The organism is Acidovorax sp. GW821-FHT10A04, assembly GCF_059415825.1.
Map to the genome: position 1 here is coordinate 100,196 of NZ_JBWKNZ010000006.1, position 12,583 is coordinate 112,778.

Consider the following 12,583-nt stretch of genomic DNA (forward strand, 5'->3'; position numbering starts at 1 on the left):
CTCTCCGTCAACAGGTCTTTTGCCGCAAATAGGCCTGCGGCGTCATGCCCAGCTGCTTGTGGAACATGGTGATGAAGGCCGAGGGCGCGCTGTAGCCCAGCTCCAGCGCCACGTCCTTGACCGCGCGGCCGGCCTCCAGCAGCGCGATGCCGCGCACCACCTTCAGGCGCTGGCGCCACTCGCCAAAGGGCATGTGCAGGTCGCGCTCGCAGCGCCGCGCCAGGGTGCGCTCGGTGGTGTGCACCGTGGCCGCCCATTCGGCCAGCGAGCGGCCATCCCAGGGGCATGCCAGCAGCGCTTCCAGCACGCGGCCGAGCAGGGGGTCCTGGGATAGGGGCAGGTAGCTGTCGTGGCTGGGCGCCACGCGCAGTTCGTCCAGCAGCACCTCGAACAGGCGCTGCTCGGGCGCACTCCGCGGTGCAGCGATCTGGCGCGCGCGCAAGGTGTCCAGCACCGCCTGTATCAAGGGGCTGATGACCATGGTGCAGGGCTGGCGCGGCAGCGTGGCACACAGGCCCTCGGCCACATAGACGGTGGCGTAGCTGGCCTCGTGCCGGTTGCTCGACACATGCTCGAGGTGCGGCGGTATCCACACGCCGTACTGCGGCGGCGCCAGGAACACCTGCCCGCCCATGCCCACCTCGATCACGCCGGACAGTGCGTGCACGAACTGCCCCGCGGCATGGCTGTCGGCCGGGTCGGCACCGCCCGGCTGCAGGTGCACCACCTTGAACAGCATCGGTGGTGCCATGGCCGCCGGTGCGGCAGACGGCTTGCAGGCGGCCTTCGGGTGCTTCATCTTGTCTGGCTTCATCGATTGCTTGTCCGAACAGGCGTATTTGATTGAATCGCGTCAATTTAGACTGATTCTGCCGTACAGCCCCAGGAGACGAAACCATGCTGACCAACCACCCCACCGAATTCGACGCACAGTCCCCCGCCAGCGCCATGGCCGAGAAGTTCGCCCGCGATGGCGTGGTCTGCCTGCGCGGCGTGCTGCGGCCTGCCGAGGTCGAGCGGCTGCGCGAGGGCATCGATGCCAACCTGGCCGCCCCCAGCCCGCGCGCCAAGGTGGCCAGCCGCGCCGACGACCCGGGCTTCTTCATCGAGGACTTCTGCAACTGGCAGGAGATACCCGCCTACTGGGACGTGATCTCGCAATCCGCCCTGGCCGAGATCGCGGCCAGGCTCACGGGCAGCAGCACCATCCGCCTGTACCACGACCACATGCTCACCAAGGAGTCGGGCACGCGCCAGCGCACGCCCTGGCACCAGGACCAGCCCTACTACAACATCGAGGGCAGCCAGAACGTGAGCTTCTGGATCCCCGTCGACCCGGTCTCGCGTGCCTCCACGCTGGAGCTGGTGGCCGGCTCGCACCGCGGCCCCTGGCTCATGCCGCGCACCTTCATGTCCAACGAAGCCAAGTGGTTCCCCGAAGGCGCCCTGGCCGACCTGCCCGACATCGAGGCCGACCGCGCGGCCTACGACATCCGCGGTTGGGCGGTGGAGCCGGGCGACGCGATTGCCTTCAACATGCTCACGCTGCACGCCTCTGCCGGCCTGGAGCCCGGGCGCCGGCGCCGCGTGTTCTCGGTGCGCATGATCGGCGACGACATCACCCATGCGCCGCGGCGCTGGAAGACCTCGCCAGATTTTCCGGGGCTGGTGGATGCGTTGCCGGCGGGAGCGGCCATGGAACACCCGCTGTTTCCGGTGCTGTGGCAGCAGGCGAGCTGAGTCCCTAGGCCAGCAGCCTGGCTTTTTGCTGCTGGAATTCCTGTTCGGTCAGCACGCCCTCGTTGCGCAACTGGGCGAGCTTTCGGAGTTCATCGGAAACAGAAGGTACTGACGAAGGTGCGGATGCCCCATCCGCCGGGCTTGGCGCGTCAGGACGCCCGCCCTCGTGGGCCGCAGCCTCCAGAACACCAAGCCAGTGGCGTGCCTTGTGCAAGGCTGCCTCGTACAAAGCCCTGTTCGCATGGAAGGTGGACTCCAGGAAAACAAGGCTATGGGTTGGAATGGACGTGTTCTTCAAGCTGTTGCGCAATTGCACGCGCATGATGGCAAGACCGATGCGATCCCCTGCAAGGGCAAAGTCGTCGAGCACCTCTGCCGACAGGATGTCGCCATAACCGACATCGACGCTATGGACCCAATCCTGGTCCGGGCCAAAGCCGTGTCCCTCTTCGGCACCAAAAGCCCCGCCTTGGTCAATACCGGCAGCTCCAGCGCGGTGGTAGCTGATCAGCCGCAGTTTTTTGTGCGCCTCATCGATGGCGATACCGGTCACACCGTCACACCCATCGACCTGCTGGGTGGCAACAAATCCGTCGGCACTCTCCAAGTTCGGACCAGGCACGACTTCGGTCCGCTCGGGCCTGTACATCAGGTGCACGACGGTACAGATAAAGACGAAGACCAACACCCCAATCATGAATCCCATAGCTCTCCCTCCGACGGATGCCAGCGTTCAAGGACGCCTTTTCCTGCGCTACGCCAGCCCGGCCCTTATCGCCCCCTCAGCGGCCTCAGCAGATCCGACAAGCCGTTATGGTCGATCTCATGCATCAGCGCCAGCAACTGTCCCAACTCCCCCTTCGGGAACCCTTCGCGCGCAAACCAGTTGAGGTAGTTGCCCGGCAGGTCGGCCAGCAGCGTGCCCTTGTGCTTGCCGTAGGGCATCTCCATCGTGACCAGCTTCTGCAGCTTTTCGGCGTCCATCGCGCTTGCTCCCTCAGCCGCCCGCGCGCTTGACCTTGTGGCCGAGCTTTTGCAGCGCGGCCATCACGCGGTCCACATGGTCGCCCTGGACTTCGATCACTCCGTCCTTCACCGTGCCGCCGCTGCCGCAGGCAGCCTTGAGCTGCTTGCCCAGCTGGTCGAGCGCGGCGGCATCCACCTGCACGCCCTTGACCAGGGTGACGGCCTTACCGCCACGGCCCTTGGTCTCGCGCGATACGCGCACGATGCCGTCGCCCGCGGGCACGGCATTCTTGGCCAGTTCCTTGCACACGCACTGGGCAACCGGCTGGCGGCATTCGGGGCACATGCGGCCCGCGTCGGTGGAGTAGACCAGGCCGCCCAGGCTGGCAAGGTCGGACAGGGATTTCTTGGGAGCGGGTGCCATGTGCTTGTTGTCTGTCTATTGCGGCTCTTTGGGCTTGTCGGCCGGGTTTGCACCCAGCTCGTTCTGCAGCATGTGGAAGTTGAGCAGGCGCGTGGCCATCACCGTCTCGGCCAGAAAGCACACCAGCGCCAGCAGGAACGAGGCCACGCCGGCCAGGAAACCGCCGATGGCCAGGCGGTTGGCCTGGTAGTCCAGGGTTTCACCAAGGAACAGCAGGATGATGGTGATGCCGATGAGAAAGGCGCAGAAGGTCAGCAACGCAATGCAGCCATTGGCCAGGCGGCCGCGCAGGCGCAGGTCGCCCAGCTCGGCGTAAGCACGCGCGGTGTACTCGGGGTCGTTGTTGGCGCGGGCGCGGTCCTCCACCACGCGGGCGCGGTCGATGATGCGCGCCAGCCGGCCGGCCACGGCACCGATCATGCCGGAGACGGCGGTGAGCAGGAACACGGGCGCCACCGCGAGCTGGATGCCGTGGGTGATGGCGGAGGGATCGGTGGGGATGGCCATAGGGGGATGTAGCGTGTATGCGGGCCGCCCGATTATCTGCGCACGGGGTTCGCATGGCGGCATGGCAAATCGCCCCTTTTCACGCGCCACAACCCCGATGCAGGACAATCGGGGCATCCAGACAGCCCGCGCGGGCTGCGACCACCCCTTTCATTTGCGGCCGTGCCCCGTGCACAGGCTGCCTTGCCCATGCCCTTTGCCGCCCTCGGTCTCTCCCCTGCCCTTGCCCATGCCGCCCAGGCCCTGGGCTTCACGGCGCCCACGCCCATCCAGACCGAGGCGATCCCGGCCATCCTGGATGGCAAGGACCTGCTGGGCATCGCGCAGACCGGCTCGGGCAAGACGGCGGCCTTCGGGCTGCCGCTGCTGCAGGCGGTGCAGCTGGGCACCACCGGCCAGGCATCACGCCACGTCACCGCCCTGGTGCTGGTGCCCACGCGCGAGCTGGCGGCCCAGGTGGGCGAGGTGCTGCGCGACCTGGCCGGCCACCTGCAGCAGCCCCCCAAGGTGGCCGTGGTGTTCGGCGGTGTCTCCATCAACCCGCAGATGATGGGCCTGCGCGGCGGAGCCGACGTCATCGTGGCCACACCGGGCCGCCTGCTCGACCTGGTGGAGCACAACGCCGTCAAGCTGGGCCAGGTGGCCCACCTGGTGCTGGACGAGGCCGACCGCCTGCTGGACCTGGGCTTTGCCGAGGAACTGCAGCGCGTGCTGGCGCTGCTGCCGGCCAGGCGGCAGAACCTGTTCTTCTCGGCCACCTTTCCAGAGGCGGTGCAGGCCCTGGCCGACGACCTGCTGCGCCAGCCCGTGCGCGTGGAGATTGCCGCCACGCCAGACCACACGCCCGACATCGCGCAGCGCGCCATCGCGGTGGACGACAAGCGCCGTACCCAGCTGCTGCGCCACCTGCTCAAGGAGCACGGATGGACGCGCGTGCTGGTCTTCGTGGCCACGCAGTACGCGGCCGAGCACGTGGCCGAAAAGCTCTACAAGGCCGGCATCTTCGCCAGCCCCTTCCACGGCGGCCTGAGCCAGGGTTCGCGCAAGCAGGTGCTGCAGGAGTTCAAGGACGACCGCTGGCAGGTGGTGGTGACCACCGACCTGGCCGCGCGCGGCATCGACATTGCGCAGCTGCCTGCGGTGGTCAACTACGACCTGCCGCGCTCGGCCGACGACTATGTGCACCGCATCGGCCGCACCGGCCGCGCGGGCGAGAGCGGCGTGGCCGTGAGCTTCGTCACGCCCGAGGCCACGGCGCATTTCAAGCTGATCGAAAAGCGCCAGGGCCTGAACCTGCCGCTGGAAACCATTGCCGGCTTCGAGCCGACCGAAGTGGCACCAGCGCCTGCCCCGGCAGCCCCTGGCGAGCCCGGCACCGGTGGCATCAAGGGCCGCCGCCCGAGCAAGAAGGACAAGCTGCGCGCCGCCGCAGCCGAGGCCGAAGCCAAGGCAGCTGCCGAAGCCGCGCGCCCCCTGGGCAAGAAGCCGCCCAAGCCCGAATGAACCGCCTGCGGGCGTAAAAAAAGCCGGTCGCCCCGCAAGGGGCAAGCCGGCTGCCGGTTCGGGGGGCGAAGCTTTCAGCCCCAAGCCACGTGGTGTCTCAATCTTCGCTGTCGTCGTCTTCAGCGCCCATGCCATCGTTGGCATCGTCGTGCTCGCCCGCAGGCCGCGCGGTGCGCTTGCCCGGCTTGGCCAGGATCTCGACGTAGAACTGCTGGCCGCCCTCGGCCGCCACGCCGTTGATCAGCCCGGTAAGGGCCGACAGGTGCACCACGGTGGCCGCTTCCTTGGTGGTGCCGAACTGGCAATCGAAGTCCCAGAAGTCCGCGCCTGCGGGGATGTCGCGGCGCCGTTCGCGCTTGATGTACTTGCGGATGTCGTGCTTGATGGCCTCCAGAACCCGGTCCGGGTTCTTGCCTTCAACGTGCAATGGATAAGTTTTACGCATGGGCGATGGTACCTCTTGCCTACCTCCTGCCGCCCAAGCGCCATGAAAACACCAGCACAGGGCAACCTTGTATCGTGGCACACCGAGGGGCCGGACGCAATTCCCTTGCAGATTTCAGCTATCGACCAGTTCCACAAACGCGCTCTATAAGATGGACCGCAATCAAATTCATAACAACGGAGGTGCACCATGTCTACTGGAGGCTGGATTTTGTCGGCGGTGTTGGTGGTCGTGTTCGTATGGGCCATCGTGATCTACAACCGCCTCGTGCAATTGCGCAACCGCATTGCCAACGCGTTCGCACAGATCGACGTGCAGCTCAAGCGGCGCTACGACCTGATCCCCAACCTGGTGGAGGTGGCGCGCGGCTACATGGCGCACGAGGCCTCCACGCTCGAGGCCGTGGTCAAGGCGCGCGGCAACGCGCAGACCGCAGCCACCGCGGCCCGTGCAACGCCGGCCAGTGCCAGCGCGCTGGGTGCGCTGGCCACGGCCGAGGGTGTGCTCGGCGGCAGCCTGGGCCGGCTGATGGCCCTGGCCGAGGCCTACCCTGACCTCAAGGCCGATGCTTCCATGCAATCGCTGAGCGAAGAACTCACCAGCACCGAGAACCGCCTGGGGTTTGCGCGCCAGGCCTACAACGACCAGGTGCTGGAGTTCAACGACAAGGCCCAGCAGTTCCCCGACCTGGTCGTGGCGCGCCTGTTGGGTTTCGTGAGCTCGCCCATGCTCGAATCGACACAAAGCGCCGAGGAGCGCAGCACGCCCAAAGTCCAGTTCTGAGCAGTCCGCGCAACCGCGAGGGCTGACCCATGAAATTCTGGAACCAACAAGAGAACGCGCGCAGCGAAACGCGCCGTCTGCTGCTGGGCTTTGCCATCGCCGTGGCGCTGCTGGTGGCCGCCGTGCACGGGGCGCTGGTGGTGGCCTGGCTGCTGATGGCGGCTGTGCTGCCCGGCAACCTGCCCTACCCTGCGGGCTTTCTGGCCGTCAACGTGGGCGTGTCGCTGATGCTCATCCTGGGCGGCTGGTGGGTGGAAACATCCAACCTGCGGGCCGGCGGCGTCAGGCTGGCCACGCGCGCCGGCGCGCGCGAGCTGCGGCCCTCGATCTCGCACGCCGAGCAGCGGCTGGCCAACATCGTCGATGAGCTGTGCATTGCCGCCAACATGCGCCGCCCGCAGGTGATGGTGGTGCCGCGCGTCGACGCCATCAACGCCTTTGCCGCCGGCTGGGACGAGAAGGATGCGGTGGTCGCCGTCACGCAGGGCGCGCTCGACTACCTCGACCGCGACGAGCTGCAGGGCATGGTGGCCCACGAGCTGAGCCACCTGCACGAGGGCGACACGCGCCTGAAGATGCAGCTGGCCGGCATGGTGTTCGGGCTGGAGCTGGTCTACAACTTTGGCGACACGCTGCGCGAGCGGCGCGGCCTGGCCTGGTGGTTCGGCTCGGCCATCATGCTGGCAGGCTTTGCCGGCTGGCTCACGGGGCGCATGCTCAAGGCCGCCGTCTCGCGCCAGCGCGAGTACCTGGCCGATGCCCGCGCCGTGCAGTGGACGCGCAGCAAGGAGGGCCTGGGCGGCGTGCTGCGCAAGGTGATGGGCCAGCACCGCGACACCCCCGCCGGCTACGCCCAGGACCACCGCCACACCGGTCTGGCCCTGCCTTCGGTGCAGCACATGCTGCTGGTGGACGTGGAAGGCGGCAGCCGGCTGGAGCGCCGGCTCGACACCCACCCCACGCTCGAAGACCGGGTGCGGCGTGTCTATGGCCGGCCGATGCAGCCGCTGGCGGTATCGCCCGTGACCGTGGAGCCCGAGTCCGCGCGGCGCGGCAGCGCGGCCACTGGCGTGGTACCGGGGGCACCGACCATCGCGTCCCTGGTGGACCCGTTCGCGCGCTTTACCTGACGCAACCGTCCCTGCAGGCCCACCGGCGGCCCCGGTGCGCAAACGCGGCGTCGGCCTACGCAGCCGATGGGCGTCTTCGGCGACCCTCGGGTTTCCTGCGCCCCCGAGAGGCGTGCGGGAAACCCGCACCCGCCATCGACCATTGCAAACAGTTGCTGGCGTTTTGGGAACCCGGTGCCACAATGCAACAACACGTATTGTTACAAACACGCATGCACCACGACGAGGAACTACTGCAACTGCTGCCCGCAGCGGCACTGGTGGTGACGCCGGCCGGGGCCATTCTGCGGGCCAATGCGGCTGGCGTGGCCCTGCTGGAGGCCGACAGCGAGCAGGCCCTGCTGGGCCGCATCCTGGGCCACTTCGTGCACCCCATGGACAAGGCGCGCTCCAGCCAGCGCATCGAGCGCGTGAAACAGCCCGACCACGCGGGGCGGCCCAACAAGTCCTCCGAGTTCCGCGTGCGCACCGACAAGGGCCAGCTGCGCATGGTGCTGGTGGCCAGCGTGGCCATTGAATGGCAGGGCGCACCGGCCCTGCTGATGTGCGGCATGGACATGACGCACCAGAGCGAGATCCAGGACCAGCTGCGCGAAAGCGAGCACAACTTCCGGCGCCTGTTCGACAACATGCAGGATGTGTACTACCGCACCGACGCCCTGGGGGTGGTGCAGCACGTGGGGCCCGGGGTGCGCCGCGTGCTGGGCTACGAGCCGCACGAGATCGAGGGCCGCACGGCCGAGTCGTACTACCCGCAGAGCAAGGACCGCGACGCCTTCAAGGCCGCCATCCAGGAAAAGGGCGAGGTCGCCGACTTTCCGGGGCAGATGGTGCGGCGCGACGGCGTGGTGATCGACATCTCCATCAGCAGCCACGCCCTCTACGACCACCAGGGCCAGTTTGCCGGGGTGGAGGGCATCTACCGCGACGTGACGCAGCGCAAGAACCTCGAGCGCGAACTGCACCGCCTGGCCACCACCGACATGCTGACCGGCATGGCCAACCGCCGCGCCTTCCTGGAAACGGCCGAAGCCGCCTACCACGCGGCGCGCGAGCATGGCACGCCGCTCACCCTGCTGATGCTGGACGTGGACCACTTCAAGTCCATCAACGACCGCTTCGGCCACCTGGAAGGCGACCGCGCCCTGGTGGCCTTTGCCCGCGCCGTGATGGAAGGGCTGCGCCCCGGCGATGCGGTGGGCCGCCTGGGGGGCGAGGAATTCGGCGTGCTGTTGCAGGGCACCACGCTGGCCCAGGGCCATGAGGTGGCCGTGCGGCTGCTCAACTGCGTGCGCACGCTGGAGCTGGCAGGCATGGATGCAGGCGCCAGCCACCGCTACCGCATCACCGCCAGCATGGGCCTGGGCACGCTCAGGGGCAGCGACCGCAGCCTGCGCGACCTGCTGGACCGGGCTGACCAGGCGCTCTACCAGGCCAAGCGCGAGGGGCGCGACCGGATTGCACTGGCCGATGCCGACCTGGACAGCCCGGGCTATTGAGCGGCCGGCCGCACCAGGGGCCTAGAAATCGAACACCGCCGCGCCCATGCCATAGCGCCCCTGCAGCGTGGTGGCCAGCACCCCCAGACAGAAAATGGCATACAGCAGGACGAATGCCCGGTGAATGGGGAGCGGTGGAGACTCTACCGGCGCCAGGCGCACGGGCCCCAGGGCGGCCGCCAGCAGCATGGCGGGGATGATGAAGTACCGCCCCTGCAGGCCCTCGATGACGCGTACGGGATAGGGGTTCCAGGTCACGGCGAGCGCAAAGAAGGCCAGCATCGCGCTGCCCAGGGCGGCAAGCACCAGCGTGGCACGGATGGCGAGATCGGCCTTCTGGTACCGGGTTGCCGCCACGGTCAGGAGGGCCGCCAGCAGCAGGCCGCAGCCGATGGTGGCCAGGGCAAAGCGGGGAATCGGCGCGTCGGCCCAGCCCAGGTTGCCCACGAACGATGAGGCGATCAGATGGCCCTGGAACGGATCGGCGATGGTCCGCCCCACCAGGCGCAGGAACTCCACCGGCTCGCGCAGGTAGGCGCCGATGATCTGCCCCGTGGAGAGCGCACGCACCACGCGGCCGTCCTGGGTGTGGATCATTCCGTACAGGGTCCACCCGGCGCTGGCTGCCAGCAGGGTGGCCGTTGCCGCCAGCCGCTGCCAGGACCTGTGCCGAAGCAGCAGCACCAGGGGCAGCAGCACGATGGGAATGAGGTTGGTGCGCGAGGTGACCAACAGGAAGATGGCGCCATAGAACGCGAAAGCCTGCCAGCGCGTGGCCTTGCCCTCTTGCCACTGCAGCAGAAACAGGGACAGCACCAGCAGCGCCAGCGCAAAGCACAGCCCGTCGATGGTGGGCGAGATGATCTGGAACAGCGCCATGGGCATCAGCACCAGGGCCTGTACCAGCAAGGAGGGCCGCCCGATCTGCCAGGCCCAGAAGACCAGGCCGAACACCAGCAGGGTGACCAGCATGCGGGTGAGCTGGTAGCTGTGGCCCATGGAAAGATCGAGCTCCCGCGACAGCTTGAGCCCCAGCGCATGCGGCAGGTAGATGAAGGGGGCGTAATAGCCTGTGGCCGCCGCGTTGACGAAGACCTCATCGTCCATCCAGTCGAACCGCGTCGCTTCGCTCATGAGCCATGCCGGCGACAGGCTCGTGTCCCGGTGCGGTCCCACGATCTTCTGCATCCACTGCGAGAACTGGAAGAAATGGATGTCCACCCAGCCCCCCGTGCGGCCCTGCACGCCGGGCTCCTGGCCCGTGAGCAGCGGTTGGCCGTGGGCCACCATGTCGGCCCGCAGCAGGTGCACGATCTCATCGGGCGACTGGAAGGCCGGAATCAGTTGCATCATGCCGCAGGCAATCGCAAAACCCAGCGCAAACCACGCCGTGCGCAAGGTACGCAGACCGGCTTTCCCCCTCCCCTCCAGGGAGAACATACGAGGCCAGCCGGAAAGGTCAGGGCGCAAAAACAATAAAAACAGTCTTCAAGAAAAAAACAGACAGCGACGATCCCGGCTGGCAAGAAAGATCTTAGCCACGCAGGCCGTCGGCTTGATGGCGTGCAGCGCTCAATTGCGCGTCAGGCGTGACCTACATCACCAGAACAGAGGTTTTGTACCGTGGCGGCCCGGGGCCACCAACCCGCAGCCACCGGGAACCGGAACATGATGGCAGGCAGGGAAGCCTCCTGCAATCGCACTTGCATTTGGAATCATTTCTACAATAGCCCATGAGCCCCCCACACACCGCACGCGCCACACCCGGCAAGGAAGAGATCGCACTGCTGGCCCCCTTCGAACGACTGGGGCCCGACCGCATTGCCCTGGTGACCACCGCCGAACAGGCCCACCAGGCCGGCGAGGAGCTGGCCGCCAGCACGGCCTGGGGCTTCGACACCGAGTCCAAGCCCACCTTCGTGCAGGGCGAGGTCTCCGACGGCCCGCACGTGGTGCAGCTGTCAACGCTCCACAAGGCCTGGGTGTTCCAGCTGCACGACCGCGACTGCCGCCACCTGGTGGCCCAGTTGCTGGCCCGCCCCGGCGTGACCAAGGCGGGATTCGGCCTGGGCGACGACAAGAAACGCATACAGGCCAAGCTGGGCGTGGTGCCCGAGGGCGTGCTGGAGCTCAACCACGTGTTCCGCCAGCAAGGCTACCGCAAGGACATGGGCGTCAAGGGCGCGGTGGCCGTGCTGTTCAACCAGCGCTTCATCAAGTCCAAGAAGGCCGCCACCTCCAACTGGGCCAACCCGAAGCTCACCGAGTCGCAGCTGGTGTACGCCGCCAACGATGCCTATGCGGCGGCGCGCGTGTACCACGCACTGGGCCTGCCGGCAGGCACGTGAGGCATCTGCGGCATCGCTACACTGCGGCAGGAAAATTCCTGCACCAGCGGCCATCCATGATCTTCGACTCCGCGGATTACTACTTCATCGACTTCCAGACCGATCTGCCCAAGGAGGCCGCGGGCACGCGCATCGGGATGTACCTCGCCTGGCTCACCCTGCGCGGACTCGGCGGCGAGGGTGTCAACGGCTACCTGGACGACCTGCGCGCACGGCGCATGTCCTGCGCGGACTTTCTGTTCGATGCCTGCGACGGCAAGTTCGGCACGCAGGACGTGAACGGCGAGGGCCTGGCCTTCACCGAGCACTACTACACGGCGCAGTTCAACGACGACTTCGACGCCGTGTTTGCAGGCGAATTCAGCCGCACCGGGCATGACCTCGACGATTCGTGCAGCGTGCGCGGCAACTGGCACAACTACGACCGCCTGGCCCTGGTGCTGAACCGACGCCTGCAGGACTGGCGCGCACTGCGCGACCAGGTGGCATGGCCGGTGCTGCCCGCCCTGGACGGCGTGTACTCGGCCGTGCTGCGCGCCCTGCAGCCCTTCATGCAGGCCAAGGGCTTTGTGCACGACCCGGTCAACGAGCCCGAGATGACCGATGCGCCCTCACCTGAGCGCGTAGGACACCTGTACTGCAGTGATTTCCCTGGCGGCAAGCACTGGCTGCTCGTCGTGGTCAGGTCGACGCCGCAGAACACCCTCACGCTGGCGCTGACGGTGGCATCGCGCCTGGACGCGGTGGCCGAGCGCATCCGCGATCATGGCCTGCCCGAGTATTTCAACGACACGCCCGAGAGCCCCCTGCCCTACACCGCCCTCCTGCGCCTGCCACACTGGCTGCGCGGCGACCCGGACCTGCTCGTGGAGAACGATGGCGATGGCAACACCGCGCTCGTGCTGCGCGGACCCCAGGGCCTGGCGAAGACCGCTCTCCAACTGGCGCAGCGCTGCGAAACCGTGCTCGGCCCCTTGCTGAGCCAGCTGGCCACGGTGCAGGGCCTCGATGCCGTGCGCTGCACGCGCCCGCTGTCGGAGTCCATCCTCTACACCGACCCGTACAACCGCCTCGTGCTGTCCACCGCGGAGGCAGCAGGCAACCCGCGCATCCGAGAACTGTGCGACGAGCTCGAGGCCCTGGGCAGCGACCCGCAGGCCCCGGGCTCGCGCATGTTCTACCCGAACCTGATGGCGCACATCCACCTGGTGCGGGAACGGAACACCCGCGCGTAAAAG

14 protein-coding genes are annotated in these 12,583 nt (G+C 67.4%); 7 read left to right on the forward strand and 7 right to left on the reverse strand.

All coding sequences use genetic code 11. The features are described from left to right. Positions 1 to 7: 7 nt before the first annotated feature. Positions 8 to 814, reverse strand: coding sequence for an AraC family transcriptional regulator (locus AC07PF_RS14540; RefSeq protein ID WP_007861588.1), 807 nt, complete (start codon positions 812 to 814; stop codon positions 8 to 10). A gap of 83 nt (positions 815 to 897) precedes the next feature. Here AC07PF_RS14540 and AC07PF_RS14545 point away from each other — a divergent pair, with 83 nt between their 5' ends. Further along, complete coding sequence (locus AC07PF_RS14545) at positions 898 to 1,740, forward strand: phytanoyl-CoA dioxygenase family protein (protein WP_494612355.1); 843 nt, start codon at positions 898 to 900, stop codon at positions 1,738 to 1,740. Between the two features lie 4 nt (positions 1,741 to 1,744). Here AC07PF_RS14545 and AC07PF_RS14550 read toward each other — a convergent pair whose 3' ends face one another. The 4 genes from AC07PF_RS14550 to AC07PF_RS14565 form a co-directional block, all read right to left on the reverse strand. Beyond that, complete coding sequence (locus AC07PF_RS14550; RefSeq protein WP_494612356.1) at positions 1,745 to 2,446, reverse strand: SHOCT domain-containing protein; 702 nt, start codon at positions 2,444 to 2,446, stop codon at positions 1,745 to 1,747. Positions 2,447 to 2,511: 65 nt separating this feature from the next. Next, positions 2,512 to 2,724, reverse strand: a complete 213-nt coding sequence (locus AC07PF_RS14555; protein WP_007861594.1) for a DUF3820 family protein — start codon at positions 2,722 to 2,724, stop codon at positions 2,512 to 2,514. 13 nt (positions 2,725 to 2,737) lie between these two features. Continuing rightward, a complete protein-coding gene (locus AC07PF_RS14560; RefSeq protein WP_494612357.1) occupies positions 2,738 to 3,130 on the reverse strand; it encodes a translation initiation factor Sui1 in 393 nt (130 codons plus the stop codon). Positions 3,131 to 3,145: 15 nt separating this feature from the next. Beyond that, the gene (locus AC07PF_RS14565; protein ID WP_494609966.1) at positions 3,146 to 3,637 is read right to left on the reverse strand and encodes a DUF2721 domain-containing protein; all 492 of its coding nucleotides are present in this window, start codon (positions 3,635 to 3,637) and stop codon (positions 3,146 to 3,148) included. Between the two features lie 189 nt (positions 3,638 to 3,826). Between AC07PF_RS14565 and AC07PF_RS14570 the strand changes: the two genes are divergently transcribed. After that, positions 3,827 to 5,140, forward strand: coding sequence for a DEAD/DEAH box helicase (locus AC07PF_RS14570; protein ID WP_494612358.1), 1,314 nt, complete (start codon positions 3,827 to 3,829; stop codon positions 5,138 to 5,140). A 97-nt stretch (positions 5,141 to 5,237) separates the two neighbouring features. Here AC07PF_RS14570 and AC07PF_RS14575 read toward each other — a convergent pair whose 3' ends face one another. Further along, complete coding sequence (locus AC07PF_RS14575) at positions 5,238 to 5,585, reverse strand: DUF6172 family protein (protein WP_494612359.1); 348 nt, start codon at positions 5,583 to 5,585, stop codon at positions 5,238 to 5,240. A 189-nt stretch (positions 5,586 to 5,774) separates the two neighbouring features. Here AC07PF_RS14575 and AC07PF_RS14580 point away from each other — a divergent pair, with 189 nt between their 5' ends. From AC07PF_RS14580 to AC07PF_RS14590, 3 genes are all read left to right on the forward strand, one after another. Next, positions 5,775 to 6,368 (forward strand): LemA family protein, encoded by a 594-nt coding sequence (locus AC07PF_RS14580; protein ID WP_007861603.1) that lies wholly within the window; start codon positions 5,775 to 5,777, stop codon positions 6,366 to 6,368. Positions 6,369 to 6,397: 29 nt separating this feature from the next. Next, entirely contained in the window at positions 6,398 to 7,498 is a 1,101-nt protein-coding gene (locus AC07PF_RS14585) for a M48 family metalloprotease (protein ID WP_007861604.1), read from the forward strand. A 212-nt stretch (positions 7,499 to 7,710) separates the two neighbouring features. Further along, on the forward strand, positions 7,711 to 8,997 hold the full coding sequence (locus AC07PF_RS14590; RefSeq protein WP_007861606.1) for a sensor domain-containing diguanylate cyclase: 1,287 nt from the start codon (positions 7,711 to 7,713) through the stop codon (positions 8,995 to 8,997). Between the two features lie 21 nt (positions 8,998 to 9,018). On the opposite strand, the gene AC07PF_RS14595 is transcribed toward AC07PF_RS14590, so the two are convergent. Beyond that, positions 9,019 to 10,350, reverse strand: a complete 1,332-nt coding sequence (locus tag AC07PF_RS14595; RefSeq protein WP_494612360.1) for a DUF2142 domain-containing protein — start codon at positions 10,348 to 10,350, stop codon at positions 9,019 to 9,021. A 380-nt stretch (positions 10,351 to 10,730) separates the two neighbouring features. Between AC07PF_RS14595 and AC07PF_RS14600 the strand changes: the two genes are divergently transcribed. Both AC07PF_RS14600 and AC07PF_RS14605 read left to right on the forward strand, forming a co-directional pair. Beyond that, positions 10,731 to 11,345, forward strand: coding sequence for a 3'-5' exonuclease (locus AC07PF_RS14600; protein WP_494612361.1), 615 nt, complete (start codon positions 10,731 to 10,733; stop codon positions 11,343 to 11,345). Between the two features lie 56 nt (positions 11,346 to 11,401). After that, positions 11,402 to 12,580 (forward strand): DUF7832 domain-containing protein, encoded by a 1,179-nt coding sequence (locus tag AC07PF_RS14605; RefSeq protein ID WP_494612362.1) that lies wholly within the window; start codon positions 11,402 to 11,404, stop codon positions 12,578 to 12,580. Positions 12,581 to 12,583 lie beyond the last annotated feature (3 nt).

Coding starts and splice junctions, on each gene's coding strand:
- AC07PF_RS14540 (WP_007861588.1), bottom strand. CDS start 814: ATGAAGCCAGACAAGATGAAGCACCCGAAGGCCGCCTGCAAGCCGTCT.
- AC07PF_RS14545 (WP_494612355.1), top strand. CDS start 898: ATGCTGACCAACCACCCCACCGAATTCGACGCACAGTCCCCCGCCAGC.
- AC07PF_RS14550 (WP_494612356.1), bottom strand. CDS start 2,446: ATGGGATTCATGATTGGGGTGTTGGTCTTCGTCTTTATCTGTACCGTC.
- AC07PF_RS14555 (WP_007861594.1), bottom strand. CDS start 2,724: ATGGACGCCGAAAAGCTGCAGAAGCTGGTCACGATGGAGATGCCCTAC.
- AC07PF_RS14560 (WP_494612357.1), bottom strand. CDS start 3,130: ATGGCACCCGCTCCCAAGAAATCCCTGTCCGACCTTGCCAGCCTGGGC.
- AC07PF_RS14565 (WP_494609966.1), bottom strand. CDS start 3,637: ATGGCCATCCCCACCGATCCCTCCGCCATCACCCACGGCATCCAGCTC.
- AC07PF_RS14570 (WP_494612358.1), top strand. CDS start 3,827: ATGCCCTTTGCCGCCCTCGGTCTCTCCCCTGCCCTTGCCCATGCCGCC.
- AC07PF_RS14575 (WP_494612359.1), bottom strand. CDS start 5,585: ATGCGTAAAACTTATCCATTGCACGTTGAAGGCAAGAACCCGGACCGG.
- AC07PF_RS14580 (WP_007861603.1), top strand. CDS start 5,775: ATGTCTACTGGAGGCTGGATTTTGTCGGCGGTGTTGGTGGTCGTGTTC.
- AC07PF_RS14585 (WP_007861604.1), top strand. CDS start 6,398: ATGAAATTCTGGAACCAACAAGAGAACGCGCGCAGCGAAACGCGCCGT.
- AC07PF_RS14590 (WP_007861606.1), top strand. CDS start 7,711: ATGCACCACGACGAGGAACTACTGCAACTGCTGCCCGCAGCGGCACTG.
- AC07PF_RS14595 (WP_494612360.1), bottom strand. CDS start 10,350: ATGATGCAACTGATTCCGGCCTTCCAGTCGCCCGATGAGATCGTGCAC.
- AC07PF_RS14600 (WP_494612361.1), top strand. CDS start 10,731: ATGAGCCCCCCACACACCGCACGCGCCACACCCGGCAAGGAAGAGATC.
- AC07PF_RS14605 (WP_494612362.1), top strand. CDS start 11,402: ATGATCTTCGACTCCGCGGATTACTACTTCATCGACTTCCAGACCGAT.